Source organism: Pararhizobium mangrovi (assembly GCF_006516965.1).
Classification (GTDB): domain Bacteria; phylum Pseudomonadota; class Alphaproteobacteria; order Rhizobiales; family Rhizobiaceae; genus Pararhizobium_B; species Pararhizobium_B mangrovi.
Genome location: NZ_VHLH01000013.1, coordinates 44391 through 70219 on the forward strand (window position 1 = coordinate 44391; position 25829 = coordinate 70219).

Below are 25829 nucleotides of genomic sequence, written 5' to 3' on the forward strand. Positions count from 1 at the left end.
TCGCGGCCGGGGCATCCGGTCGCGATCGGGCGAGTGCACCCTATCGCAGTCCCTTGCGGACGATCTGTTCGGCCAGCCTGGAGACCGCCGCGGCGCGTGCCGCGGCAATCGCGGCTGCAGAACCCGGATCGGACAGCGGCACCGAAATCGAGAACGAGCGCGCCCGATCCCCGCCGTCGTTTTCAGGCGCGACGAAATACTGGCCGGCGATGCGAAATCCACCCGTCGCCGTGGCGAGCATCTCGTCCATGCGCACGTCGATCCTGGCATCCGGCTCGGCGCGGAACGGCCAAGGCTCCGGCGCGATCTTCGCGCCGGTGACGGCGGAAAGGTCGCGCGAAAGCTGCAGGGTCATGGCGCGCGACGGATCGTCGGCCCACAGCGGCCCGAGTGCGACGATCGACCCATCGGCCTTCTGTTCGTAGATATCCTGCGAATCCGCGTAGCTCGGCAGCGTCACCGCGGCGACGACGGCGCTCGCATAGTGCGAGGCGATGTGCTGCGACGGCGCCAGCGCAAGGCTCGCAAAACGCACCTCCTTGCTCGCACAGCCGCCGAGCGCCAGCGTGGCCAGGGCCAGCGGGACGAGGGCTAAGGGGGCAAGGGTCTTCATCGTCGGCGGGAAAACGGATCGGTTACGCGGCATATTAACGTCCAAGGATGAGAGAGTTCGGTTTGCGCTCGATGGTCCGGGCAAGGCGCTCGACCGCCTTCGCCGCGTCCTGGATCTGGCGGATCGCCGCCCTGGTGTCGCGCGTGAAGGGAGAGTCTCCGGAATAGGCCGACAGCGTGTTGCCGGCCTGCTTGGCCACCGCGCGCAGGCTATCGGCGAGCTCCGGCAATGTCGAGGAGACCTTGGCGATCTGGTCCGCCGCATCGCGCGCGGAAGCGAGCGTCCGGTTGGCGTTTTCGACGAGGCCGCCCTTTTGAAGCTGCGCCAGGATCTCGCGCAGCGAGGTCAGCGACTTGTTGAGCTCGTCCGGAAGCTGCCGCGTGGAATCCTGGTCGAGCACGCGGTTCGCCGAGGCCAGCAGCCCGGAAGCCTGCTGCGTGAGCTTGTCGAGGGGCACGTTACCGGCATTCTTGACGATGCCACGCGCCTCGTCGACGAGCTGCGGCAGGCCGTTCGCCGCATCCGCGACGTTGTTGACGGCGGACGTCACCTTGCCGACGACGTCACGCTGCTCGAGATCGGTGGCGAGCCTGTCGATCGTGTCCGCGGTATTCTGCAGCCGTGCGATCAGCGCGTTCGCCTTGTCGGGCAATTGCTGCACGTCCTGATTTTCCGTCACCGTGCGCACCGAGGTGAGGATGCGGCGCAACTCCTGCGGTACGGCCTTGACGTCGTCGCTGGCGACGAGCGTATCCGTCTGGTTCAGCAGTGCCTGCCCGGCTGCGAGAAGGTCGTTGACGTTCTGCGAGATGTCGCCGAGCGGCACGGCCCGCGCCTTGGCGAGCACGCCGCGAAGGTCGGCGATGAGGTCCGGCAGCTTCTCCGTCGCGGCATTGGCGTTCTCGATCGTCCGGGTCAGCTTGCCGACGGTCTTTTCCTGCTGCAGCTGCGCGACGACCTGGTTCAGCGTCGCGCTCGTCCTTCGAAGCTCGCTCAACAGCCCGTTGACCTGTTCGGGCAGCTTCTGGACGCCGTCGCTTTCGGCAACCGTGCGCACGGCGGCGAGAAGGCCGGTAAGCTGTGCCGGCGCCTGTTGCAGGTCCTTGTTGCCGATGAATGCCTTCGCATTGTCGAGGAAGCCGATGACGGAATGCATCAGCTCCTCGATCGGCAGGTCGTTCACCCGCTGCAGAACACCCTGCGCGGTGGCGCCGACGTCGGAAACCTTGGCCGGTGCGGTCGGGATCGTCGGCAGCGGCTCGGCATTCCGGTCGAGCGTTGCGGGGGCGGCGTTCGGGATCTCGACGAGTTCGATCTTGAGACCGCCGGTAAACAGCGACGCGTTGACGAGCCGGGCACGAAGCCCGCTCTTCACGCGTTCCTGGAGGTAGTCGAGAAAAGCGTCCCGGCCCGTCCCTTGCGAAAGCCCGAGACGACTCGGGTTCATCTTGACCGAAGCGATCAGATGGACGTGGTTGTTGCCGAAGCGCTTCTGATCGACGAGGCCGTTGATGCTCGTGACTTCGCCGACGCGCAGACCGCCGAGTTCGACGCCGGCACCGGCGGAAAGCCCGGAGATGTTCTGGTCGAACACCATGGCGACGTTGACGACCTGGTTTTCCCCTTCGACGAGGAAATCCTGGCGTGCGGCGTCCTCGCTCGGAAACAGCGTGTAGACCGCGCCTTCCTTGAGCGGGGTTCCGCCAGAACCGAGCGTATCGAACGTTACGCCGCCAGAGACGAGCGAAGCCAGCGAATTGAAGTTCAGCTTCGCGCCGCCTGCGCCGAGCGAGAAGCTGAAGCCGGAGATGTCCCAGAAGCGCGTGGACGTCGTCACGTAGTTGGTGTGCGGCTCGTAGATCACGGCGTCCGCGGTGACGCTGCTGCCGTCCTTGGCGACGGTCGAATCGCCGATCGCCCCGACGTCGACGTTCTTGTAGAGGATCGGCGTGCCGGCCGCCGGCAGTCCGCTCGTCGACTTCAGCTTGAACTTGATGCCTTTCTGGCCGGTCGTCAGCAGCGGCGGATGGTCGAGCCCCTTGAAGGCGGTCTTCATGCCGCCCGCCGAATTGTCCCAGGTGCCCTGGATGTAGACGCCCGAAAGCACCGTATCGAGGCCGGATACGCCGCGTGCGCTGACCTGCGGACGCACGACCCAGAAGCGTGCGTCGGAATCGATGTAGGGCGCGAGATCCTTGTCGACGCGGATCGCGACGACGACCCGTTGCAGGTCGCTGCTGAAGCGCACGTCCTGAACGGTGCCGACGGGAATGTCGCGATAGCGAAGCTGCGTCTTGTCGGCCTGGATGCCGGCCGCTTCCGAAAACGAAACCTCGATGACGGGGCCGCGGTCGCTGTAGCTGTGCCAGGCTGCGCCGAGCGCGATCGCAAGCGCGATGACCGGGATCGCCCATATGAGATAGGCGCTGTCCCAGAAGGACTTGCGCTCCTTGCGGATCGGCACGTCGGACGGCTCGTCGCCGCGGCCCTGCGGGTCGTCCTCGCTCATTCGCCGGCCAATCGTCGTGCGCGTTCGCCGTCCCACAGAAGCCGGGTATCGAAGGCCTGCGCGGAAAGCATGGTGAAGATGACGGAAAGGGCGAAGGTCAGGGCCGCCGGTCCGGGACTGATCGACGCGACGCTCGAAAACTGCACCAGAGAACTGAGGATCGCGACCACGAAGACGTCGATCATCGACCAGCGGCCGATGAATTCGACGATCTCGTAGAGACGGTGGCGCCGGTTCGCCGAGACCGACGTGCCGCGATGCACCGAGATCGCCAGATAGGCGACGGCAAAGAACTTGCCGATGGGGATCAGCATGCTGGCGACGAGAATGATGAGCGCGACGCCGATCGCGCCGTGGCGCAGGAGTTCGATCGCGCCGCCGACGATCGTGTTCTTCGAACTGTCGAGCAGCGTGCGGGTGATCAGCATCGGGTTGAGGTTGGCCGGGATGTAGCACACGAGGCCGGCGATCCAGAACGCCCAGACCTTTTGCAGCGCATGCGTGTCGCGCGAGCGCAGCCGGCCGCCGCAGCGCGCGCAGCGCTGCACGTCCGCCGGCCAGACATGCATGCAGCGCCGGCAGGCCACGAGCCCGGCCTCGCGTGCCGTCAGGACTTCATGCGTTCCAGAGATCGCCATACCGACCATGTGCAGAGATAATTGTCGTTGATCAAGACGATGATCACCAGAACGGCGAACATCCAGAAGGCCGGACCGAAGCCGATCTGCGCCAGATCGGCGACCTTCACGAGTGCCACGGCACAGCCGATCGCGAAGATTTCGGCCATCGCCCAGGGTTTGAGCGCCTGAGAAAGACGAAACGCCGCCTTGGCATGCGAAAACGGCGCGCGATCGAACACCACCGGCACCAGGACATACATGATGAGCAGCGTTTGCAGGACCGGGATGAAGACGATCATGCCGCCGGTGACGAGCGAAAGGAACGCCATGATGCCCGAGCGGAACGCCAGCGCCGAATCGAGGATCGACGACTGGTTGGCAAGCCCGTAGATGCTGATCTTCAGGAACGGAAAGAAGAGGGCCGCGACCAGAAGGATGAGGATCGCCAGCGTCAGCGCGATGATCTTTCGGCCGGCCTTGCGCTTCGGCGCGATCAGCACCGTGTGGCATCGTCCGCACACGGCGCGTTCGCCGACCGCCGGCTCGCGCAGAGCGTAGAGTGCATCGCAATGGGGGCATGCGATCAGGGCCTCCGTGGAACGAATGCCGGAAGCTGCTGATGCCTCGACGGTTCGATTCGCGATCATGAACTCCGATACGACGAGCTGAATGAACGACGGCCGTCCCTGCGCCGACGACCAGAACACGCTTCGGTAGTACCGCGCAGACAAGCATGCGCCAAGGTGAAGACGCAATCTTTATCGGCGTTCGCCCGCAATCGCGCTTCAACTTCTCGCTATGTCGGCCATTCGCACATGCGGGTTTCGCTTCGGTGGCAGCGGTACTCTTCCATCGATCGGCAACGCTTCAGCCGGATCGCAGCGTCGTGTTCCGCTCGATCACCGTCGGCGGAACGCGCACCTTGCGCGTGATGCGTCCGGGCTCCTCGATGGTGGCGACGAGTTCCGAAACGGCTTCCGAAACGAGCAGATTGATGTGCTGGCGCACGCTCGTCAGGTCGAAACTCGGCCAGGCGGCCTGCGGCACGTCGTCGAAGCCGACGACGGCGACGTCCTGCGGCACGCGAAGGCGGAACTCGTGGCGGATGACGTCGAGCGCTGCGAACGCCATGTGGTCGTCGGCGACGAAGAGCGCATCCGGACGCTCCTCACGGTCGAAGAGTTCGCGCGTGGCGTCGGCGGCCTCGGCGTAGTGATAATTGCCGACGGCGCGGCTTTCGACCTGCCGTCCGGCGGCCTCCAGAGCCTGACAGAAGCCGCGCTCGCGATCGATCTGCGTCGAGGCGCCCTCGAAGCCGGCCAGATGACCGAAGCAGCGCGGCTCGCCACGAAGCAGGACGCGCGCGGCGAGCCGTCCGCCTTCGACGTTGTCCGAAGTCACGGATCTGAGCTCCGTGTCCGGCTGGTCGCGGTTGAAGAGAAGCACCGGGATCGAAAGCTGCGCACAGCGCTCGGCGAGCACGGAAGAGATCGACACGGAGACCATGACGATGCCGTCGACGCGATAGTCGAGGATCTCCTGCACCACCGGCTCGACGTCGCCGGTCGTGTTCGACGCCATGAAGAGCAGCACGTGATAGCCGCTTTCCTGGAGCGCGATCGACAACTTCTCGACGGCCTCGGGATAGAAGTGGTTCTCGAAATAGTAGACGACGAGCGCGATGATGCGGCTGCGCCCGGTGATCAGCGAGCGGGCAAGCACGTTCGGCCGGTAGCCGAGTTCCTCGGAAGCCTTGCGGATCTTGTCGGCCGTCTTCGTGGAGACCGAAGCGCCGGGCGTGAAGAAGCGCGAGACGGCCGACTGGCTGACGCCGGCCCGGCGCGCCACGTCGACCGATGTCACTGCCTTGGCGATCACGCTTCGCGCCCCTCGGTTTGGTGGTCGGGCCGATCCCCGGATCCGCCGTTCACGCGCATGGGTGCCGTCCCGATTGCGAAGCGCCGCCGTCGCTCATGCGGCATGGTCGGCACGGCTCACGTCCGCTCGGAGATGCGTTCGCCCGTCTCGCGATCGAAGAGGTGGCAGAGACGGGGCCTGATGTCCGCCGTCAGTTTGTCGCCGATATCGGCACGGAATGCCTTGCCGGCCTTGATGTTCACCAGTTCGCCGCCGACATGCACGGCGGCCATCGAAGCTTCGCCGAGCAGTTCGAGCGCGTAGATGCTTCCCGTAATGGCGCCCTCGCCTTCGGTCACCGTCGCGTCCTCGGCGCGAAAGCCGAGGATGACCCGCCCGGAAGCGGTGTGCGGCAGGCCTTCCAGACGCATGTTTTCCGTCGTGAAGACGCCGTCCGATATGTCGCCCTCCACGAGGTTCATCGCAGGCGAGCCGATGAAGCCGGCGACGAAGGTGTTCGCGGGGTTGTCGTAGATTTCCGTCGGCGTGGCGATCTGCTGGATGACGCCCCTGTTCATGACGACCACGCGGTCGGCGAGCGTCATCGCCTCGATCTGGTCGTGGGTCACGTAGATCGTCGTCGTCTTCAGCCGGTATTGCAGGTTCTTGATCTGGGCGCGCGTGGAAACGCGCAGCTTGGCGTCGAGGTTGGAAAGCGGCTCGTCCATGAGGAAGACGGTCGGTTCGCGCACGATCGCCCGGCCGAGCGCGACACGCTGGCGCTGCCCGCCCGAAAGGGCTGCCGGCCGGCGCTCCAGGAGATCGGTGAGCCCGACCATCTCGGCCGCCGCCATGACGCGGTCGTGCTGCTCCTCCTTGGGAACCTTGCGGACCTTCAGCGGAAACCGGATGTTCTCGTAGACCGTCATGTTCGGGTAGAGGCCGTAGCTCTGGAAGACCATCGAGATGTCGCGGTCCTTCGGCTCGAGCTTGTTGACGACGCGATCGCCGATGCGGATCTCGCCCTCGCTGACGTCCTCGAGGCCGGCGATCATGCGCATCGTCGTCGACTTGCCGCAGCCCGAGGGGCCGAGGAGCACGAGGAACTCGCGATCCTCGATCGTCAGGTCGAAATTCCTGACGCCCGTGACGTTGCCCCAACGCTTCGAGACGTTGACGAGCTGGATTCCGGCCATTGCGCTACCCCTTCACGGCGCCGGCGGTCAGGCCGCTGACGATCTGGCGTTGGAAGAACATGACGAGCATGAACAGCGGCACCGTCGCCGAGACGACCGCGGCGACCGCATACATGATCGTGCCCTCCGTCTGGACGGTGCCAAGGAAGGAATTGATCTTGGGCACCATCGTCTGGTTGTCCTGGTTGAGCAGCATCGCGGTGACGGCAAAGTCATTATAGGAAAGCAGGAAGCTGAACAGCCCCGTCGTGATGACGCCCGGCCACATGACCGGAATGACCACCCAGCGAAACGCCTGGAACCGCGTGCAGCCATCGACCATGGCGCTCTCGTCGAGGTCCTTCGGGATGGACATGAAGAAGCTGTGCAGCATCCAGATCGTGAAGGGCTGGTTGATCGCCACGAGCACGACGATCGCCGTCGGCAGCACGCCCCATATGTTGAGCTTGAAGAAGGGCAGCAGGTAGCCCGCGACCAGGGTGATGTGGGGCATGGCGCGGAAGACGAGTGCGGCGATCAGGATCCAGAACGTGTATCGCCGCGTCGAGCGCGACAGCGCGTAGCCGCCGAGCGTGCCGAAGACGAGCGAGATCGTCGTCACGCAGACGGTGACGATGCCGGTGTTGAGCGCCGCGCGCCAGAACTCGCGCTGGATCCAGGCACCACGATAGCCGTCGAGGGTGAAGTGGCCGCCGGTCTGCAGCATGGTCGCCGGACCGCTGATCGCGTTCCACCAGCTCTGCCGGCTGAAGAAGTCCGCCTCGACCTTGAACGAGCCCCACAGCGTCCAGAAGAAGGGAAAGGCGGCGAGCACCAGCCATATCGCAAGAAGCGATGTGGCGACGATCGCCTGCGTGGTGTTGCGGCGCATGACGGCGTCGGCCATCAGCGTGCCCTCCCCTTGAAGTCCCGCCAGGTCCGCACGAGCACGGGAAGAAGCAGGATGATGACGCCGATCATGGTCAGCACGGACGTCGCCGAGGCGGACCCGAAGAGCTGGTCGGTCTGCCCGTTCAGGTCGTTGTAGATCGCGAAGGAGAGCGAGGTCGCGTTCGCCGCCGCGGAGAAGCCGACGATCGGCTCGAACACCCGGAAATTGTCCATCATCAGGATCAGCGCGACGAAGGTCGCCAGAGGCAGGAGGTGCGGAATGACGACGTTGCGGATGCGCTCCCACCGGCTCGCGCCGTCGATCATCGCGCTTTCGATCGTATCGCGCGGCAGCGTCTGCAGGCCGGCATAGAAGACGACGAAAGCGAACGGCGTCATGTGCCACACGCCGTAGACGATCAGCGTCACCCAGGTGAGCACCGGCGAAGCCTTCAGCGAAAGTTCGGGATCGTTGAAGATCAGCTGCAGGGTGGCGCCGATGACGCCGTCCGTGTTGATCATCCAGAAGAGGATGAGCGATCCGAGAAGCGGCGTGATGATGTAGGGCAGCAGCGACAGGAAGATCACCGGCCCCTTGATCATCCGCGGGATCGCGTTGACGCCGAGCGCCACGAGGAAGCCCGAGACCATGCACAGCGGCGTGACCAGGAAGGTATAGACCAGCGTGAAGGACAGCGCTTTGTAGAAGGGCAGGTCGTAGAGCCGGCTGACGATGTCCCCGAAGCCGTGATTGCCGGAGAAGATCTGTCCGACCTGGGCGATCGCCAGATGCGCGCGGTTGAAATAGGTGCCGAGCCCGTTGAACTTGCCGAGCGGCTCTTCCCGGCGCAGCTTTTCGGTCGCCTGCGTATCGACGCGGGTTTCCTCCTTGCAGCCGAAGGGGCCGCAGTTCTTCGTCGTCACGAGCACCTGGTCGTGCTCGACGAAGAGCGACTGGACCATGATCGAGCCCACCGGGAGAACGATGAACAGGAACATCGCGATCAGCGAAGGCGCGATGAAGGCTGCGAAATCACGATGTCGCACCGAACGCCTCCGCCTGGATCGAGAGCTTCACCCCGCGTGGCCGCAACGCCGGCTTCCTATTGGAGGAAGCCGGTTTCCCGCGCGGCGGTCCGATAGGCCGCCGAGACGTCCTTCAGTGCCTTTTCCGCAGATTCGTTGCCCTGCATGAAGTCGCTCAGCTCGTTGCCGAGCGCGGTATGCATGAGGCCCATATAGGGCGACATCGGGTAAGGCCGCGCGCCGCCGCTCGCCGTCTTCAGGATGCCCTGAGCCGATTTCGGCGCGTTGAACCCCTTGGCGAGCCAGACGGACGCCTTCGGATGGTCCTCCGCCACCTGAGGGCGCAGCGCATGCATCATCGCCTGGAACGAAGCTTCGGCGTCCTTGTCGGAAATGTTCTTCGCGATCGCGAAGCCGTCCCACCAGAGCGCGGAGGCCGGAATGTCGTGACCCTTCAGCGTGGGCGCCGGATCGAGAATGGTGTTCGCCGCGATCTTCGGCGCCGGACCTTTCGGGTCGGTATGCGCCTCAACCATCGAGCCCCACTGGTTCATGATCGCGACATTGCCCGAAAGATACATGTTCTTCATCTCGTCCGCCGAGACGCTCATGTAGTTCGGCGCCATGTATTGCGTCAGCGCCTTCATCGTCTTCAGCGTCTCAAGACCGTCCTTGTTGTCGATCGCGGGCTCGGCGCTGCCGGGCTTGAAGAAATCGCCGCCGGTGGCGAGATAGATGTTCACGAATTCGGTCGCCAGGTACCATCCGGCCTGATCTGTCGCAGCGAGCGGATACTTCATGATCCCCTTGTCGCGGATCTTCTTCGCCGCGGCGAGGATCTCGGCGTAGGTCTTCGGCGGTTCCTTGATGCTCGCCTCCTCCAGCACGTCCTTGCGCATGAACAGGTGCTGGCTGTTGATCATGAACGCGATGGCGACGACCTTGCCGTCGACGCGGATCAGCTGGCGGTCGTCGAGTTCGCCGCCCCATTTCTTGACGTATTCGTCGAGCGGGCGGATGAGATCCTTGGTCAGAAGCGGCGCGATCGAGTTGTTGGCGATCGTCGCGACGGTATAGCGCGCCGGATTGACGGACAGCGCGGGTACCTGCAGCGACTTGTGCTCGGTCGTCATGTTGGCGCTGACGGTGACGCCGTCGCCAGCGCACTCCTTCGCCGCGTCGATGATGATGCCGAGCGCGTCGAAATCGTTCGAAAGGATCCGCACCGATCCCTGGTCGATGCCGCAGCCGGCATACGCCGTGCCGGCAGTGGCGATGAACCCGAATGCGGCAAGGGCCGCAGCACGCATATGTCTCATGGTTACCCTCCGTCGGTTTTTTCCGCACCCGTTATCCGGTGCATTTCGTCCGCCACGCGCCGGCGCACACCGGCGCCTCGTCAAAAGTCGTCCGTCAGATCCATCGCCGCAGATACGTCGGCAAGCTGCGCCAGCTTGATCTGCACCAGCATGGAAAGCTCGTCGTAGACCGTCCACTCGTCGACGATCCGGCCGTCCTTGTAGTGGAAGTGCGACATGCCCATCACCTGAACCTGCTTGCCGGTCGGATCGCCGAACGATTCCACGCCACCGTAGCCGAGGTGATGGCCTTCCAGAATCCAGCGCACGGCAACCTTGGTGCCGCCTTCCGTGCACGGCACCGAGCAGATGTGCTGCGGCGCGAAGACGGCGTCGGGCAGCGCGCCGATCAGGCCGATGACCTGATGGGTCACGGACGTCACGCCGTAAAGCTCCTTCATCAGCGGCCCGTGATACATCACCGTCGGCGCATAGACCGAACGAAGCCTCCCGAACATCTTGCGGTTCCATACCGCGTGCAGCCATTCGAGCGTGGTGCGTTCGATGTCGTTCGAGGCGATCGAGGTATCGGCGGTTTCGGCCGGCGGATACTGGCCGAGCATCAGGCCGGTCTCGCCGATGTCGAGCGCGGAAAGCCCTTGGGAAAGCTTCGCAGTCGCCAGCTTCGTCGCATACGCGTCGACGTCGATGCCCAACTGGCGGATGATCGCCATCTGGTCGGCAACGACCCATTCGCGGTAGATCTTGTTGGCGTAGATCATGCAGTCGGCGACGGTGCGCGAGGCGTATCGCCGCCCGGTCGCCGGGCCGTAATGCCCGTTCTGGCTGTGGCGGCCGGAACCGGTGACGAGATGCGAGGTGTAGAACCCCTCGCGGTCGTCGCCGCTCCAGATCACCTGGGTAGCCATGCCGCGGCGTTCGGGCAGGCTGACGAGCCGCTGGATGGTGTCGCGCACCACGTCCTCGCGGTTGTACATCGTTCCCATCGTGCCGTAGAGCACGCAATTATGGGTGTAATGGGTATAGATCAGCCCGACGTCGCGCTCGTCCCAGATCTTGTGGGTGCAGCGCACGATATAGTCGACGATATCGGTGTAACAATCGTCGAAGCCCTGCATCGACTGGGCGCGCGGGCGGTTTTCCGGCACAAGATCCGTGAAGTCGAGGCGCTCGCTCTGCAGGACGTCGTCCCCGCCCGGCCGCGACCGGGATTTCGAGGCGGTTTCCGTCGGTGCGGCGGAGGCGGACGTCTCGTCCTGCTTGGCCATGCTTGCTATCCCTGATGTATCGTATCGGTTCGATCGATCCCGGTATTTTTCGGATCATGGCACACCTGCATACGTATTCAAGCTGAATCTTCACACATATGCGCATGTTCTGTTCAACCCGCTGAAATACCGGTATAAATCCCGACGCCATTCGAAAGGGATCTCCGTATCGGCCGATCCGACCATGCGAACCCATCGCGCTATTGCATACGAATTCAACGCGAAGCATGCTGCGATATGGCAGCTGGAATTCGTTCGCCTACTGGTATCGATATGGCAAAGGGACCGTTCCGGCCGTTTCCGGATGGTTTCCACGAGGAAAAGAAGATGCACATGTCCTTCGAGTATGGATGCGCCGATCGGACCGGCTACGCAGCCTCCACCGATATCGACGGCACCGACCACCCATGACGGACGAACGGAAAGGCGGCCGGGAAGCGTTCATCGAGACGCTCGCCGCAAACGGCATCACGATACCGCGCGACGATCTGGAGGCGGCATGGCACGAGGCGAAACGACTTCGTGATCATGCGCGACGCGTTCGCCGCTACGTGGAGCACGAGGATGGATGAGGTGCTCGACCGTTCGATCGCCGATCAGGCGGCGATGCTCCGGGCCGGCGAAATCGGGTGCGTCGAACTGATGCAGGCGACCCTTGCCCGGATCGCCAAGCGGGACCCCGACCTCGACGCTTTCGTCCATCTCGATACGCAGGCCGCGCTGAGCGCGGCCGGCTGCGCGCAGCGCACGCTCCACGCCGACGAACCGACGCCTCCACTTACGGGCATTCCCTTCGCCGTGAAGGATCTCTTCGACGTCGCAGGGCAACCGGGCTTTTGCGGATCGCACGCCATCGACCCGGCAATCGCGAAGGCGGACGCCGAAACCATCGGTCGTCTGCGTGCAGCCGGTGCCATCCCGATCGGCAAGGTCGCGACCTACGAGTTCGCGCTGACCGGACCGGCCTTCGACCAGCCCTATCCGCCGGCGCGCAATCCGTGGAATACGAGCCATATCACCGGCGGCTCGTCCTCGGGCTCGGCGGCCGCCGTCGCCGGCGGCCTCGTGCGCTTCGCGATCGGCACCGACACCGGCGGATCGGTGCGAAGCCCCGCTTCCTATTGCGGCGTCGTCGGCCTCAAACCCTCGCGCGGGCGGATTTCGTCGAGGGGGGTGTTCCCACTCGCTGGAAGCCTCGACACGCCCGGCCCGATCGCAGCCTCCGTCGCCGAAGCGGCGATGATCCTCGATGCAATGGGCGAACCGGGACGGACCGACGGGGCGTCGAGCCTTCTTGGAACGAGCATCGGCGGGCTGCGCGTCGCCTTCGCGCGCGAATGGGTCGAAAGCGACCCCGCCACGGACGGAGCCCTCCTTCCGGCGCTCGACGACGCCGCCGGCACGCTTTCGCGCCTCGGCACGGCGATCGATCTCGTGTCCATGCCGGACTACGACCTGTTCGAGGCCGCAGGCAGCGTCATCCTCCAGCACGAAGCCTTCGCCTCGCATCGCGAGCGGTTGAAGACCCGCTTTGCCGACTATGGGCGGGCCGCGCGAGGCAACCTCCTGACCGGTGCGATCCTCGGCGAAGACGATCTCGAGGCTGCCCGCGAGGCCTCCGCCGGACTTGCCGCACGCGTCGATGCGCTCTTCGCGAAGGCGGACGTCCTGATCACCGCGACGACGCTCGGGCCGGCGCCCTGCTTCTCGGATTTCAAGGACGGCGCGGCATGGACGCCCATGCGCACCTTTCCCTTCAGCCTGACGGGCCACCCCGCGATCTCGCTTCCCTGCGGGTTCTCGCGCGGCATGCCGCTCGGGCTGCAGATCGTGGCACCGCACGGTGCGGAAGCGCGCCTTTGCCAGGTCGCCCACGCCTTCGAGCGGGCGAGCGACCATGCGCTCGTCGGTCCGTACGAGTCCGGCCTCCTCGCCTGAGGCCGGAACCGGTCCTCAGCTCTGCAGCCGGTCGAGGCGGAGTTGCGCGGCACGGCGATGGCCTTCGAGGCCTTCGCTGGCTGCCTGCCTGGCCGCGGGCGGTGCGACGGCATGCACCCCCTCCTCGCTCAGCCACTGATGCGTGACCGTCTTGATGTAGGTGCCGACCCAGAGGCCGCCCGTATAGCGCCCCGCGCCCATCGTCGGCAGGGTGTGGTTGGTGCCCGAGCACTTGTCCGAATAGACGACGCTCGACATCTCGCCGACGAAGAGCGAGCCGTAATGGCGAAGCCGGCGGGCGAGCGCCTTCGAATCCAGCGTGTGGACCTGGAGGTGTTCGGCCGCGACGATGTCCGAATAGGCGATCATGGTCGCTTCGTCGGGCACGATGGCGATCTCGCCGTAGTCGCGCCAAGCCTGACCCGCCGTCTCGGCGGTCGAAAGCGTGGCGAGTTGCCGGTCGATCTCCTTTTCCACCGCCTCGGCGAGCGGACGATGGGTGGTGATCAGCCCGACCCGCGTGCGCGTATCGTGCTCGGCCTGCGCGAGCAGGTCGGTCGCGATCATTTCCGCGTCGCCGGTGTCGTCGGCAAGCACGAAGATCTCCGATGGACCGGCGAGCTGGTCGATGCCGACGGGGCCGAAGACCTGCCGCTTGGCCTCGTTCACGAAGGCGTTGCCCGGCCCGACGATCTTGTCGACGGCCGGCACGCTCTGCGTACCGTGGGCCATGGCGGCGATCGCCTGCGCGCCGCCGATGCGGAAGATGCGATCGGCGCCGGAGAGATGGCAGCCGGCGACCATCGCCTCGTGCGCGTTCGGCGGCAGGCAGGCGACGACCTCGCCGACGCCTGCGACCTTCGCCGGCACGATGGTCATGATCGGCGCCGACAACAGCGGATAACGCCCGCCCGGCACGTAGCACCCGACGCGTTCGAGCGGAATGTTGCGATGCCCGAGATGCACGCCCGGCCGGATCTCCACCTCGATTTCCGACATGGAGCCGAGCTGCGCCCTGGCGAACGCGCGCACGTTTTCGATCGCGAACTCGGTATCGGCCCGCGTCTGCGGATCGAGCCGGTCGAGGGCAGCGTGGCGTTCCTCGTCGTTCACCTCGAGACGCTCGAGCTCGGACTTGTCGAAGCGCGCGGCATAGTCTCGAACCGCCGGATCCCCTTCCCTCGCGACGCGCGCGACGATCTCGCCGACCGTCGCTTCGATCGCCGCCGTATCGGAATCGGCATCGCGCCCGGGCGCTTTGAGGAATTCGAGGGCTTCAGGCAGAGGCAGTCGGGAATGAGCCATCATGATTATCCGCGTTGAACGACGATCATGCCAATATTGCATACGGATGCAAAATCGACAACGCGTTCCGGTCGTGGATCTTTACCGACCGGCCCCGCATGCAGCGGAACGCGGTGCAGGCAGACGGATGCAGTCGAGGATTCGTCTTGGGCCATAAATCCTCGATCGCTTCCGTCGGCTACTTGAAGCCGGCCTCGCTTCGTCGGCTTTCGTTCTCGGGCCCGGTCAGCATGGAGACGAGCCTTTCGGCCTCGCGCATCGCTTCGCTCCGCGTACAGACCGCCGCCGTATAGGTCGTTTTCAGGTCGCAGCCTTCGGGCAGTTCATCGACGTATCGCACGCCCTCGGTATTGAGGATTTCGGTGACCTGCGTGCAGCCGATCGAACGCGCGTCGCCTTCCGCCGCCATGGCGGCCATCGCGTGCTGACCGCTCGGATGAAGCTCCAGCCGGTCGGCAACCTCCCCGTCGATCCCGAGCTTCGACAGAACCCCGGCGAAGTGAATGCCGGCGGTCGCCTTCTCCGGGTCCGGAAAATAGATGGCGGAAGCGGCGAGCAGGGCCGTGCGAAGCGCGTCCGGCGTCGAGACGTCGACGCTTTCGGCGCCGTCGCGCACCGCGATCGACGTTGCCACGCTGCCGACGTCCTGCACGCTTTGCGAACGGACGACACCGTCGGCGGCGAACTGGTCGATGATCTTGCGCGTCAGCACCAGCACGTCGACATGCTCTCCCTTTTCAACCCGATCGCGCATGATCCCCACAGGGCCGAACTCGCCGGTGATGCCCATGCCGGTCTCGGCGAGAAAGTCGGGCTCTATTGTGGAGACGAGGCCGTTCGCCGCGCCACCGCTCAACAGTCTGATCGTCATCGAGGCTCTCCATTGCCGTCGCGGCGGCGGGCCTGTCGGACCCACCTCCACGATTTCTATTCGCTGATGGCCGCGATCAGCGCGTCACGCGTGAGCGGCAGATGATTGACCGGTACGCCGATGGCGTCGCGCACGGCGTTGCCGATCGCGGCGGCGGTCGGTCCCTGGGCCGCTTCGGCACAGCCGAGCGGCGGCTCGTCCTTGCGATCGATGAGCCGCACCTGGATTGCCGGCACCTCGGAAAAGGTGAGGATCGGATAGTCGGACCAGTTTTCGGTCGTGACCCGGCCGTCTTCCAGTGTCAGCGCTTCCTTGAGCGTCCAGCTGATCGACTGGACGATGCCGCCCTCGGTCTGGTTCGTCATGCCGTCCGGATTGATGATCTCGCCGGCGTCGAGTGCCGCGAAGACGTCGGTGACGCGAACGGCCTCGTCCACCTCGACGCGAACGACGACGGCGCAGTAGGCGGCGCGGTTCTTGTAGCGCGCGTAGCCGAGCCCCCAGCCCGTGCCGTCCTCCCGCTCTCGCCCGAACGGCTCGCCTGCTTCCGCGACGGCTCCCTCGATGACCGCAACCGCCCGCGGGTCTTCGAGATGGTTCAGCCGGAACGAGACCGGATCGACGTCCCTGTCGCGCGCGATCGCGTCCATCAGCGTCTCGATGGCGTAGACATTGGTGAACGCACCGAGGCTGCGCAGCGACGAGGTGCGATACGGCAGGTCGTGCACGATGCGCTTGCTCGCGCGAAGATTGGCGATCGCGTAGCCCGGCACCGCGTTGCGGTCGGCGCCGCCGCCGCTCGAAAGCGGCACGTCCTTCGAGCGCGGGAACGGGAAGGGTTTTTCGAGACAGGCGGCCGCACGCAGGTTCGGCGCGCCGTTGCGCCCCGGGCGGTTGCCGTGCGGTGCACTGTTGACGGCGACCGACATGCCGGCGATGCGGCCGGTCTCGTCGAGGAAGGCACTCGCGCGGGTCGTCATCGCCGGACCGAGCGGGGCATACCGGAACTCGTCGGCACGGCTCCAGACGACCTTGACCGGACGCCCCTCCACGGCGCGCGCCATCAGGGCCGCATCCAGCGCCGCGTCGTCGGCGCCGTTGTGTCCGTAGCAGCCGGCCCCCGGCCAGTGGCGCACATCGATGCGTTCACCCGGCATCCCGAAGACCATGGCCAGCGCGTCGCGCAAGGGGTAGACGCCCTGGCTCTGCGTGAACAGCGACAGCCGGCCATCCTGCCATTGCGCCACCGCCGCCGACGGCCCGATCGAGGCATGGCTGAGATAGGGACGCGAGACGGTGACCTCGTACGAGGATTGCCCCTCGTGGCCCTCCAACGTTCCGGCTTCGTGCACGACTTCGTCGCTTTCCTGCGACCCGGCGATCGCCGCGACCGGATCGGCCGGCGCCGACGGCTCGTCGGACCATGTCGCGTGATTGGTCGCCCAGAGTGCCGCGCGGATCGCCGCGTATTCGCTGTCCGCGACGACGCCGACAAAGGAACCGTCCCTTGTCGCGGCGACGACGCCCGGGCGCGTACGCAAGGCATCGAGGTCCAGATCGAGAAGCCGGGCGCCGACGCTCGGTGGGTGAACCGGACGACCATGCAGAAGATTGTCGGGCGAAAGATCGTGCACGAACGGCGTGCCGGTTATGCGTTCCGGCAGATCGATGCGGGCGAGCGGCTTGCCGACCAGGGCACGCTGGTCGGGCCTCTTGGGGTCCGACCACTGAGCCACGGCAACGGATAGATCGATGCTTGCGGCCATCGACCAGAGGTCGAGGGAGGTCGGCGCTCCGTCGCGAAGGATACGGCCTTCGGTCAGCGCCAGCCGCTCGCTCCCGCACTGGAGAAGCTTGGCCGCCTCGGCAATTGCGAGATGGCGTGCGGCGGAGGCGGCGTGGCGCACCGCCATGCCGCCCTGATGAACCGAAAGACTTCCCGACGTGAAGCCCTCGTTCGGGGTTCGCGTGGTGTCGCCACTGACGATCCTGATCATCGCGAGCGGAACGTCGAGTTCCTCGGCCGCGATCTGGGCGATGGCCGTGAGATTGCCCTGGCCGAGTTCCACACGGCCGGTGCGCACCTCCACCAGTGCGTCGTCGAAGGCGATCCAGTCGGAAACGAGCGGTGCGTCGCTCAGCGGCGTCGGCAATGTCATACCGTCTCCTCCCCCTGCATGCGCTGCACCGCACGTTCGATCGCGTTCAGGATCCGCACATGCGCGCCGCAGCGGCACAGATTGCCGTCGAGAGCGGCGGCGATGCTCGCCCGGTTCGCCGACGGTGTGGACCGCAGGTGGGCGACCGCCGCCATCACGATACCGGGCAGGCAATAGCCGCATTGGGCCGCTTGCCCGGCGATCAGTTCCTCGACCACGGGATGCACTTCGCCGGCCCGAGAAACCCCCTCGACCGTCTCGACCTCGCGACCGGCCAGGGTCTCGAGCGGCGTGATGCAGGAGAATGTCGCCTCCCCGTCGACGAGAACGGTGCAGGCGCCGCACATGCCGACGCCGCATCCAAACCGCGTGGCCTTCAGCCCGCACTCGTTTCGCAGGACGTACAGGAACGGCGTCTCGCCATCCGCATCCACGGCGGTTTCACGACCGTTGATCGTCAGCGTGACGGGTTCGCTTCGTTCTGCCATGCCCTTTCCTCCTCGGCCTTTTCCGGTCTGCGTCACCGCATCAGAAAGGATGCGGTGAGCACCACGCCCAGCGTCGTGACGGCCCAGCGCAGCGGTGTTTCGGGAATGCGTCGCAGGAGCCAGCCGCTGACCGCTCCGCCTGCGAGCCCTCCGACCAGGACGCTCAGCGCGGCGAACCAGTGCACCAGCCCGGAAAACGCCAGCGGAATGACCGCCGTGGTGTTGATGCACGTCGCAAACAGGTTCTTGCTCGCGTTGGCATGATGCAGATCGCGCGACGAGGCGATCGAGAAGATCGCCAGAAGAATGAAACCCATGCCGGCGCCGAAATACCCGCCATAAATGCCGGTCAGGAAAAGAAGGCCGATCGACGCCGTCTGCAGCGTCTCGCGCCGGAACAGGCGCTGAAGCAGCACGGAAAGCTGTTTGCCGGCAAGGATCGCGCCGACCGCGATGCAAAGCAAAACCGGGATCACGGCCAGAAACGTGCCCTCGCTCGAGACGATGAGCGCACAGCTGCCGACCAGCGCGCCGAGGACGGCCAGCGGCAATTGGATACGGAACGACGCCGCGTATGCCGCAAGCTCCCGGCGGTAGCTCCAAACCACAGGAAGCTGCGCGGGCCACAGGGCGACCGTTCCGGTGGCATTGGCGGCAACCGGCGGCATGCCCGAAGCAAGGAGCAGCGGAAAGACGAAAAGCTTCGCGCCACCTGCGGCCGAATTGACGATGCCGCCGATGAAGCCTGCCGCAAGGTAGAGCGCCACGTACTCCATCAGCCGTCCCGCCTTCCGGCTCCGCCGACGGAAAGATTGCGCGCGGTAAGCTCGAAATGCTCGCGGATCAGCGTGCAGGCGCGCTCGGTTTGCCGGGCGATCACGGCCTCGAAGATTTCCTGATGTTCCGCGCCGAGCCGACGCTCTTCACGCACGCGACTTACCGAAGCGCGACGATAGCGTTCGCACATGTCCTGAAGTCCGGCCCGGATATGCAGCAGCCAGTCCGATCCGCAGGCCGCGACGAGGGCGGTGTGGAAATCGACGTTCGCCTTCTCCCAGGAATCGGGCACGCCGTCGGACCCGGCCGCGACCGCGGCGTCCTCCTTCTTCATGATGTGGCTCGCCGCGACGACCCCGGCTTCCCATGCGTCGTCGCCGTTTTCGATCGAGCGACGCAGGGCCGCGAGTTCGACGTCGGTCCGCGCGACGTTGAGATCGGTGAACTCGCCGTAATCCAAGGGCGCGACCGTGAAACCCCGATTGCCCTCCGCGATCACCAGCCGCTCCGAGCTCAGGCGCTGCAGGGCCTCGCGGATCGGCGTCGGGCCGATCGCGTAGATCTGCTTCAGCCGCTCGATGCGCAGGCGCTCGCCCGGCGCACGCACGCCACGGATGATGTCGTCGCGCAGGGAGCGGAAGGCCGCCTGCGTCAGGGTCTCGCCCTCGTCCACCGTGATCCGCCGCGCCACCTGGAGCGTCTCTACACTTCCTGCCACGTCGAAGCCCGCCTCCGTCACCATCATCATCGTCAGCCACCAATAACAGAGGAAAGAGCGTTTGACAGCTACGTTTCGATATGGTTTGCTATTTTATCGATAAAAATTTGGGTTGTCGACAATATGAAGCTTGGTACGGTAAGCGCTGAAGGCAGGGTTCTCGCTGGGTTCGCGGATGGCGAGGAGTTCGTTGTGTGCGCGGAGGGCACGGACGCTTCGAATGCCGTTCGTCGCGTCGTGGAAGGCGCCATCCCGCTCGACGACTGGCGGCAGGCCGCCTCAAGTGCGCAACGCCTTCGCATCGACGCCGTTCGGCTTCTGGCGCCCATTCCCGAACCGCGCCGCGACATCTTCTGCGTCGGCAAGAACTACCATGCTCACGCCGCGGAATTTCATTCGAGCGGGTTCGACTCCACCAGCAAGGAAGAACTGCCGCAGGCGCCGATCATCTTTACCAAGGCGACGACCAGCGTGGTCGGCCCGGATGCCCCGGTGAACGGATCCCTGGATCCGACGGGTTCCGTCGACTACGAGGGCGAACTCGGCGTGGTCATCGGTAACCGTGCGTCGCGCGTGTCGAAGGCCGAGGCCTTCGATCATGTCTTCGGCTATGTCGTGCTCAACGACGTGACGTCGCGCGAACTCCAGCGCCGCCATAGCCAGTGGATCATCGGCAAGGGCATCGACACCTTCTGCCCGATGGGTCCCTGGATCGTGACGGCCGACGAGGTCGAGGACGTCGCCGCGCTCGAGCTTTCGACGACCATCAATGGCGAGGTTCGTCAGAAGGCGCGTGTCGCGGATCTGATCTTCGACATTCCGACACTCATCGAAACGCTTTCGGCGACGATGACGCTGCTCCCCGGCGACATTATCGCCACGGGCACGCCGGAAGGCGTCGGGATCGGTTTCAAGCCGCCGCGCTATCTCGCCAAGGGCGACCGCATGAGCGTGTCGATCTCCGGTCTCGGAACGCTCGAAAACACCATCGAATGACGGGTCGCGCGGGAGGAGGAGCGACGATCGGAACCGCGACGCACAAGGTCGCCGATCGTCCGGCCTAACCTTCCACGATCCATATGTTTCAAACACATCGGGAGGAGAAAGCATGTCCATGAAACACACGGCGAAACTGGTCGTCGCGGCCGCAGGCCTTGCCTTCGTCGCCACGTCGGCCTTTGCGGACGAGGTGACGCTGAACGCGCAGACCGCGCTGCCCACCCAGCACGCGCTTTCGCAAAGCTTCATCCAGAACTTCGTTCAGCCGCTGAACAAGGACGAGGCTGACGGCGTCAAGATCCGGCTGCTCGGCGGACCGGAGGTCAACCCGGCCGATCGCGCTCCGCAGGCGCTTCAGCGCGGCGTCATCGACATGCTCTTCATCCCCGCCGCGTATCTCGCCGGTCTGGTACCGCAGGCGCAGGCGATGATGCTGCAGAACGTCGGCGTCGACAAACTCCACAAGGACGGCGCCTTCGACTATTACGGGAAGATCTTCCAGGATCGTCTCGGCGCCCATCTGCTCGCCTGGTCCGAGACCGGCCCGAATTCCGGCTATTACCTCTACACCACCAAGAAGCCGAAGATGAAGGATGGCGTGGTCGACCTGTCGGGCCTGTCACTGCGCACGACCGGCGCCTACCGTCCCATGCAGAACGCCCTGAACGCCACGACCGTCCAGATCGCTTCCGGCGACGTGCCGACCGGGCTCGACCGCGGCGTCATCGAAGGTTTCGGTTGGCCGACCGTCGGCCTCGCCTCGATCGGACTGGCCAATCGCGTCGACTACCGGATCGAGCCGGCCTTCTACAGCCTGGCCGACGTGGTTCTCGTCTCGCAGCGCAAATGGGATCGGCTTTCCGATCAGGCCAAGACGACCCTTCAGAAGATGGCGAGCAAATACGAACAGACGTCGATCGAGCAGATCACGCGCCAGAACAAGCGCGACATCGAGGCTGCGAACAAGGCCGGCGTGAAGGCCATCACGATGAAGGGCGACGCCGCGTCGAAATACCTCTCGATCGCGTCGGAAGCCATGTGGAATCGTGTCGGCCAGAACGTCGACAAGGACGAACTCTCCAAGCTTCGCAACATGCTCTATCAGCAGCCGCAGCAATAGGGTCCACGGTTTCGTATCGGGCACAGATGGAGCTTGGCGGCGATGTTGAAGACCGTCGGACGAATTTATGACGGTATCGTCTTCGGTGCGGTCTTCCTTTCGGGAAGCCTGATCGCGGTCGGTATTCTCTTGGTCGCTGCGGACGTGACGGTGCGCTTCTTCGGCTACCCGTCGCTCGGCTTCACCGTCGCCTTCGTCGAGTACATCCTCTTGTACTTCGTCCTGCTCGCGGCTCCCTATCTGGTCCGCGAGCGGGGCCACGTCCTGACGGAGATGGTCTATGCCCGTCTTCCCCGGCGTGCCCAGCGCGTCATGGAAATCTTCGTCTATCTCGTCTGCATCACCGTCTCGTTGATCTTCGCCTATGTCGGCGCGGATCTCCTCATCGAGGCTCTCGAGTACGGCTATGTCGACGAGCGTTCGATCGATATCCCGTACTGGTGCCTCTACCTCTTCTATCCGCCCTGCTTCCTGATGATCGCGATCGAGTTCGCGCGCTTCCTGTTCGGTGTCGGATCCCTGTACGACAAAGTCGACAATCCGGAGGCGATGTAACGATGGAGTGGTATTACGCGCTCACCCTGCTCGTCGGCATGGTCATCTTTCTCATGGCCTGTGCCGTTCCCGTCGGCTTCGCCTTTATGGCAACCAACCTCATCGGCGGCCTCGTCTTCATCGGCGGAACCAGCGCCTTCCTGCAGGTGGTCGACAACTCGTCCGCGCTGATCACGCGCTTTCAGCTCGCCCCGGTGCCCTTCTTCATCTTCATGGGCTCGCTCTTCTTCTATTCGGGCCTCGCCATTCGCGTGTTCGACACGCTCGACAAGTTTCTGGGCCGCATTCCCGGCCGGCTTTGCTACCTCACGGTCGCCGGCGGCACCATCTTCTCGACGCTGACCGGTTCGAGCATGGCCAACACGGCGATGCTGGGCTCGCTGATGGTTCCTGAAATGCAGCGCCGCGGCTACCACTGGCGCATGTCGCTCGGCCCCATACTCGGCACGGGCGGGCTCGCCATGATCATCCCGCCTTCCACGCTCGGCGTGCTCCTGGCCTCGCTGGCCGGCATCGACGTCGGCCGGTTCCTGATCGCCGGCATCGTACCCGGCCTGCTCCTCGCCGTTCTCTTCACGCTTCTCATCACCGCGCAGATCCGGCTCAATCCGGATGCGACGCCGAACTACGTGGTCGAGCCGGTTTCCTTCTCGACCGCCATGAAGCTCGCGGTGATCAATATCCTGCCGATGTCCTTCGTCGTCTTCATGGTCATCGGCCTGATCATTCTCGGGATCGCGACGCCCACCGAATCGGCTGCCTTCGGCGTGCTCGGCGTCCTGATCCTGACATTCGCCTTCCGCCTGTTCTCCTTCGACGTCATGAAGAAATCGATGCTGTCCACCATCAAGGTCGGCGGCATGGTCTTCTTCATCATCCTGAATTCGAGCATCTTCAGCCAGTTGCTCGCCTATTCCGGCGCCAGCGCGGGCATGTTGCAGTTCACGACGTCGCTCGGGGCCTCTCCGACGTCCGTGCTGATCCTGATCTTCCTGTGCCTCCTGATACTGGGCATGTTCATGGATCCGGTATCGATCATGCTGATCACGATCCCGATCTTCTTTCCCCTCATACATGCGCTCGGCATCAACCCGATCTGGTTCGGCATCTTCATGCTCATCGCGCTGGAAATGAGCCAGACGACACCGCCATTCGGCCTTCTCCTGTTCGTCATGCTGGGCGTCGCACCGCCCGGTATCACACTGAAGAAAGTGGCATCGGCAGCGGCCCCCTTCCTCGCCTGCGATCTCGTCCTCATCGGGATCATGGCGCTCGTCCCCGGCATCGTGCTCTATCTGCCTGGGCTCATGTAAACCTCGGTTCGCGAGTATCTTCGCCGCAAGCGCATTGCACGGACCCTCCTGTTACTGGGGAGGTCGCGTTCGCATGCCGCCTTCCCTACGACCCGCAAAGGGCTGCCGACCCGCGCCTTACGCGATCCTGACGCGCCTGGCACAGGCGACGGCGGGTGCGAGCGAAAGCAGGAGGGGGACTGCCCAGAAGCGGCCGTAGATATGCGGAACGGCGGTGATGAGCACGGCGTAAACTGCCAGTGTCGTCCCCCCGCACAGGGCAGCGAGCGTTCCTCCAGCGCTGAGTGCAGCGTTGATGACCACGAGGATCGCGCCGAATAGAAGTGCGATGAAGCCGACCAGCGCGGCGAGACCGCCTTCATCGAGGATCAGAAGGTAGAAGTTGTGCACTGGAGCCTTGTACCGGCTGATGACCCGGTACTGATCCGCACCGTAGCCGATGATCGTCGCGTTGCCGGCCAGACCCACGGCTTCCCTGATGAGCTGCATCCGCCCATCGAACGTGCCGGCATTCTGAAGGTCGCCCGTTTCAAGCCCGACGAGGACGCGCGTTCGAAAGGCTCCCGGCAGCATCGAAGAGACATTGGGCACGCTGGCCATGCCAAACAGCAGGCACGCGGCCGTCGCGACGATGATCAGCCGCTTGAGGCTCACGGATGCGGCGATCACGAGCACCAGACCGAAAGCGGCGGTGTAGAGAGCCGTATTCGAGCCGGTCAGCATGATGCCGTAGGTGAAGAGACCCAACAGCACGACCGAGACGATCGGCTTCACCGACCCGGCCAATGTCAGGCTCAGCAGCATCGGGACCGTCAGGGAAATGAGAGCCCCGCATTCGTTTTCGCGTTCCACGAGACCACGCAATCGGCCGTTGCCACTGACGAAATGGGTATCGTGCTCGTAAAGGACATCGACGACGAGGATGCCGTGAAGCACGAGCACCGAGATCGCCGCGATGAAGACGAGCATGAGCCGGCGGGTTTCGTCCCAAGGCCGATTGAGAAAAACCATCGGCAGCAGCAGGTAGCTGAAGAGGTACTGCATGATCAGGATCAGCGCTCGCCCGGTGGACCCTGCGAAAACGCTGCTCGTCATCAGCATGCCCACCATGAGAAGCAGTCCGCCGGTCCACAGGACGGTGCTCGAACCGAATGGAGCGACACGGACACGGCCGTTGAGAAGCATGACGCCGATGCACAGGCACGCGAACAGATCGCCGGCTGTGAAATAGAACAGCGGCAGCCTCAAGACATTCATCGGCGAGAGAAAGACGGCGCAGCAAGCAAGGAAGAATTCCAGCCGGGAGCCGACCGGCGCCTTCCCGGTCGTCATCGGCGTTGGAACGCAGGCGAGCCCACATGCTCGCTGCGAGCGCGGAGCGTGTCTTGCTTCGGCGCAAGCGACAGAACGAGGCGCTCGATTTCCGAGCCCTCGCCGATCCGGGCACGGAGTTCGAACCGGCCGCGGGGGTCCAGTTCGAACATGGTGCCGTCATGGTCGCGGCTTCCCGACCTGATGATGAGCACCAGCGCTCCCGGCCCGCGGCAGTAAGCCCGGATATTCGCCAGCGCCAGTTCGATCTGTCTGTCCGAAAAGTATCCCCGGTTCAGCACGTTGGCCGCGCGGATGAAGTCGAAGCGTCCGGTAAGGAATGTCGTTGGAACGAAGATATCGTTCTCGACGAGCGTAATGCCGTGGCTGGCGAGGGACCGCGTCTCCATTCGGACCGGTACGCTTCTCCCCGCTTCTATCTTTCCCCTCAGGTATGGCTGCAGCCGCGTGCGAGCGAGTTGGCGGGGAAGGCACATGAGGCTGACATAGTCGAGCCGTCGAACCCAGGCCCGTACCGCCCTGCCGGCCAGATCGTATTGAAGCGGCCACCCTTCGCCGTCTGCCAGCACGCGGATATGGGGCCCCAGCGCGACCAGATGCGCCTCGACGAAAAGGTCGGTTGCCGTAATCTTCGCGTCCACCTTCTCGCCAGACAGAAAGTCCGCCAGTTCCACGGTCGTCACGCCGGTGGAGGCACCGATGTCGAGCACCTCGCGAATGTTTCCGGCATGCGCGCGCAGCAACTGCGCCATTCGTCCATCGAGGCTCGCGAACCTCGACGCGCGGGTGAACTTGAAAGTGCCGTTGCGCATCTTCAGCGAGGAGAAGAAGTCGCATTCCCTCGCGAGATCGAAGCTTTCGGCGTCCGCGTAGAACTGGTTCGCAGTCAGTCTGCGCACGTCTCGCCTCCTCGCCGACCCCTTCCCGCCCGGCGGTCCTGCCTTGACCGACGCATCGACGGATACCGCTCGCAGGC

The 25829-nt window shown here is 64.7% G+C and carries 24 protein-coding genes; 6 read left to right on the plus strand and 18 right to left on the minus strand.

Features of this window, described 5'->3' with window-relative positions; genetic code table 11:
• Positions 1–40 precede the first annotated feature (40 nt).
• The 10 genes from FJU11_RS08320 to FJU11_RS08365 all read right to left on the minus strand — a co-directional run bounded on the left by FJU11_RS08320 (position 41) and on the right by FJU11_RS08365 (position 11278).
• The gene (locus FJU11_RS08320; protein WP_181408099.1) at positions 41–646 is read right to left on the minus strand and encodes a PqiC family protein; all 606 of its coding nucleotides are present in this window, start codon (positions 644–646) and stop codon (positions 41–43) included.
• Position 647: 1 nt separating this feature from the next.
• Positions 648–3122 carry an MlaD family protein gene (locus FJU11_RS08325; protein ID WP_141166580.1) on the minus strand — a complete coding sequence of 825 codons (2475 nt, stop codon included), beginning with the start codon at positions 3120–3122 and terminating at the stop codon, positions 648–650.
• Positions 3119–3760 carry a paraquat-inducible protein A gene (locus tag FJU11_RS08330; protein ID WP_210242861.1) on the minus strand — a complete coding sequence of 214 codons (642 nt, stop codon included), beginning with the start codon at positions 3758–3760 and terminating at the stop codon, positions 3119–3121. Before FJU11_RS08330 ends, FJU11_RS08325 begins: the two co-directional genes overlap by 4 nt.
• Positions 3730–4389 (minus strand): paraquat-inducible protein A, encoded by a 660-nt coding sequence (locus FJU11_RS08335; protein WP_141166582.1) that lies wholly within the window; start codon positions 4387–4389, stop codon positions 3730–3732. The genes FJU11_RS08330 and FJU11_RS08335 overlap by 31 nt, the downstream gene beginning before the upstream one ends.
• A 220-nt stretch (positions 4390–4609) precedes the next feature.
• Complete coding sequence (locus FJU11_RS08340) at positions 4610–5620, minus strand: LacI family DNA-binding transcriptional regulator (protein ID WP_141166583.1); 1011 nt, start codon at positions 5618–5620, stop codon at positions 4610–4612.
• Positions 5621–5736: 116 nt separating this feature from the next.
• Positions 5737–6795: an ABC transporter ATP-binding protein gene (locus FJU11_RS08345; RefSeq protein ID WP_141166584.1), complete on the minus strand. Its 1059-nt coding sequence runs from the start codon at positions 6793–6795 to the stop codon at positions 5737–5739.
• Between the two features lie 4 nt (positions 6796–6799).
• Positions 6800–7681, minus strand: a complete 882-nt coding sequence (locus FJU11_RS08350; RefSeq protein ID WP_141166585.1) for a carbohydrate ABC transporter permease — start codon at positions 7679–7681, stop codon at positions 6800–6802.
• Positions 7681–8712, minus strand: coding sequence for a carbohydrate ABC transporter permease (locus FJU11_RS08355; RefSeq protein WP_141166586.1), 1032 nt, complete (start codon positions 8710–8712; stop codon positions 7681–7683). Before FJU11_RS08355 ends, FJU11_RS08350 begins: the two co-directional genes overlap by 1 nt.
• A 56-nt stretch (positions 8713–8768) precedes the next feature.
• Complete coding sequence (locus tag FJU11_RS08360) at positions 8769–10010, minus strand: extracellular solute-binding protein (RefSeq protein ID WP_235890917.1); 1242 nt, start codon at positions 10008–10010, stop codon at positions 8769–8771.
• Between the two features lie 80 nt (positions 10011–10090).
• The gene (locus tag FJU11_RS08365) at positions 10091–11278 is read right to left on the minus strand and encodes a nuclear transport factor 2 family protein (RefSeq protein WP_141166587.1); all 1188 of its coding nucleotides are present in this window, start codon (positions 11276–11278) and stop codon (positions 10091–10093) included.
• A gap of 407 nt (positions 11279–11685) precedes the next feature.
• On the opposite strand from FJU11_RS08365, the gene FJU11_RS18270 reads away from it, so the two are divergent.
• Entirely contained in the window at positions 11686–11850 is a 165-nt protein-coding gene (locus FJU11_RS18270) for a hypothetical protein (protein WP_181408100.1), read from the plus strand.
• Positions 11843–13216 carry an amidase gene (locus tag FJU11_RS08370; protein WP_141166588.1) on the plus strand — a complete coding sequence of 458 codons (1374 nt, stop codon included), beginning with the start codon at positions 11843–11845 and terminating at the stop codon, positions 13214–13216. Before FJU11_RS18270 ends, FJU11_RS08370 begins: the two co-directional genes overlap by 8 nt.
• 15 nt (positions 13217–13231) lie before the next feature.
• On the opposite strand, the gene hisD is transcribed toward FJU11_RS08370, so the two are convergent.
• The 6 genes from hisD to FJU11_RS08400 form a co-directional block, all read right to left on the minus strand.
• The gene (gene hisD / locus FJU11_RS08375; RefSeq protein ID WP_141166589.1) at positions 13232–14521 is read right to left on the minus strand and encodes a histidinol dehydrogenase; all 1290 of its coding nucleotides are present in this window, start codon (positions 14519–14521) and stop codon (positions 13232–13234) included.
• Positions 14522–14699: 178 nt separating this feature from the next.
• Positions 14700–15392, minus strand: a complete 693-nt coding sequence (locus FJU11_RS08380; RefSeq protein ID WP_141166590.1) for a molybdate ABC transporter substrate-binding protein — start codon at positions 15390–15392, stop codon at positions 14700–14702.
• Positions 15393–15448: 56 nt separating this feature from the next.
• Positions 15449–17551, minus strand: a complete 2103-nt coding sequence (locus FJU11_RS08385; protein ID WP_141166591.1) for a xanthine dehydrogenase family protein molybdopterin-binding subunit — start codon at positions 17549–17551, stop codon at positions 15449–15451.
• Positions 17548–18039, minus strand: a complete 492-nt coding sequence (locus tag FJU11_RS08390) for a (2Fe-2S)-binding protein (RefSeq protein ID WP_141166592.1) — start codon at positions 18037–18039, stop codon at positions 17548–17550. Before FJU11_RS08390 ends, FJU11_RS08385 begins: the two co-directional genes overlap by 4 nt.
• 32 nt (positions 18040–18071) lie before the next feature.
• Entirely contained in the window at positions 18072–18815 is a 744-nt protein-coding gene (locus tag FJU11_RS08395) for a sulfite exporter TauE/SafE family protein (protein ID WP_141166593.1), read from the minus strand.
• Complete coding sequence (locus FJU11_RS08400) at positions 18815–19564, minus strand: FCD domain-containing protein (RefSeq protein ID WP_235890919.1); 750 nt, start codon at positions 19562–19564, stop codon at positions 18815–18817. Before FJU11_RS08400 ends, FJU11_RS08395 begins: the two co-directional genes overlap by 1 nt.
• Before the next feature lie 162 nt (positions 19565–19726).
• Between FJU11_RS08400 and FJU11_RS08405 the strand changes: the two genes are divergently transcribed.
• The 4 genes from FJU11_RS08405 (at position 19727) to FJU11_RS08420 (ending at position 23521) form a co-directional block, all read left to right on the plus strand.
• On the plus strand, positions 19727–20530 hold the full coding sequence (locus FJU11_RS08405) for a fumarylacetoacetate hydrolase family protein (protein ID WP_235890921.1): 804 nt from the start codon (positions 19727–19729) through the stop codon (positions 20528–20530).
• A 112-nt stretch (positions 20531–20642) separates the two neighbouring features.
• Positions 20643–21653: a TRAP transporter substrate-binding protein DctP gene (gene dctP, locus FJU11_RS08410; protein WP_141166595.1), complete on the plus strand. Its 1011-nt coding sequence runs from the start codon at positions 20643–20645 to the stop codon at positions 21651–21653.
• A gap of 42 nt (positions 21654–21695) precedes the next feature.
• Positions 21696–22208: a TRAP transporter small permease gene (locus FJU11_RS08415; protein WP_141166596.1), complete on the plus strand. Its 513-nt coding sequence runs from the start codon at positions 21696–21698 to the stop codon at positions 22206–22208.
• A 2-nt stretch (positions 22209–22210) separates the two neighbouring features.
• Complete coding sequence (locus FJU11_RS08420) at positions 22211–23521, plus strand: TRAP transporter large permease (protein ID WP_141166597.1); 1311 nt, start codon at positions 22211–22213, stop codon at positions 23519–23521.
• A gap of 117 nt (positions 23522–23638) precedes the next feature.
• On the opposite strand, the gene FJU11_RS08425 is transcribed toward FJU11_RS08420, so the two are convergent.
• Together FJU11_RS08425 and FJU11_RS08430 are read right to left on the minus strand one after the other, a co-directional pair.
• The gene (locus FJU11_RS08425; protein ID WP_141166598.1) at positions 23639–24853 is read right to left on the minus strand and encodes an O-antigen ligase family protein; all 1215 of its coding nucleotides are present in this window, start codon (positions 24851–24853) and stop codon (positions 23639–23641) included.
• Positions 24850–25752 (minus strand): class I SAM-dependent methyltransferase, encoded by a 903-nt coding sequence (locus FJU11_RS08430; RefSeq protein WP_235890922.1) that lies wholly within the window; start codon positions 25750–25752, stop codon positions 24850–24852. The genes FJU11_RS08425 and FJU11_RS08430 overlap by 4 nt, the downstream gene beginning before the upstream one ends.
• Between the last annotated feature and the right edge of the window lie 77 nt (positions 25753–25829).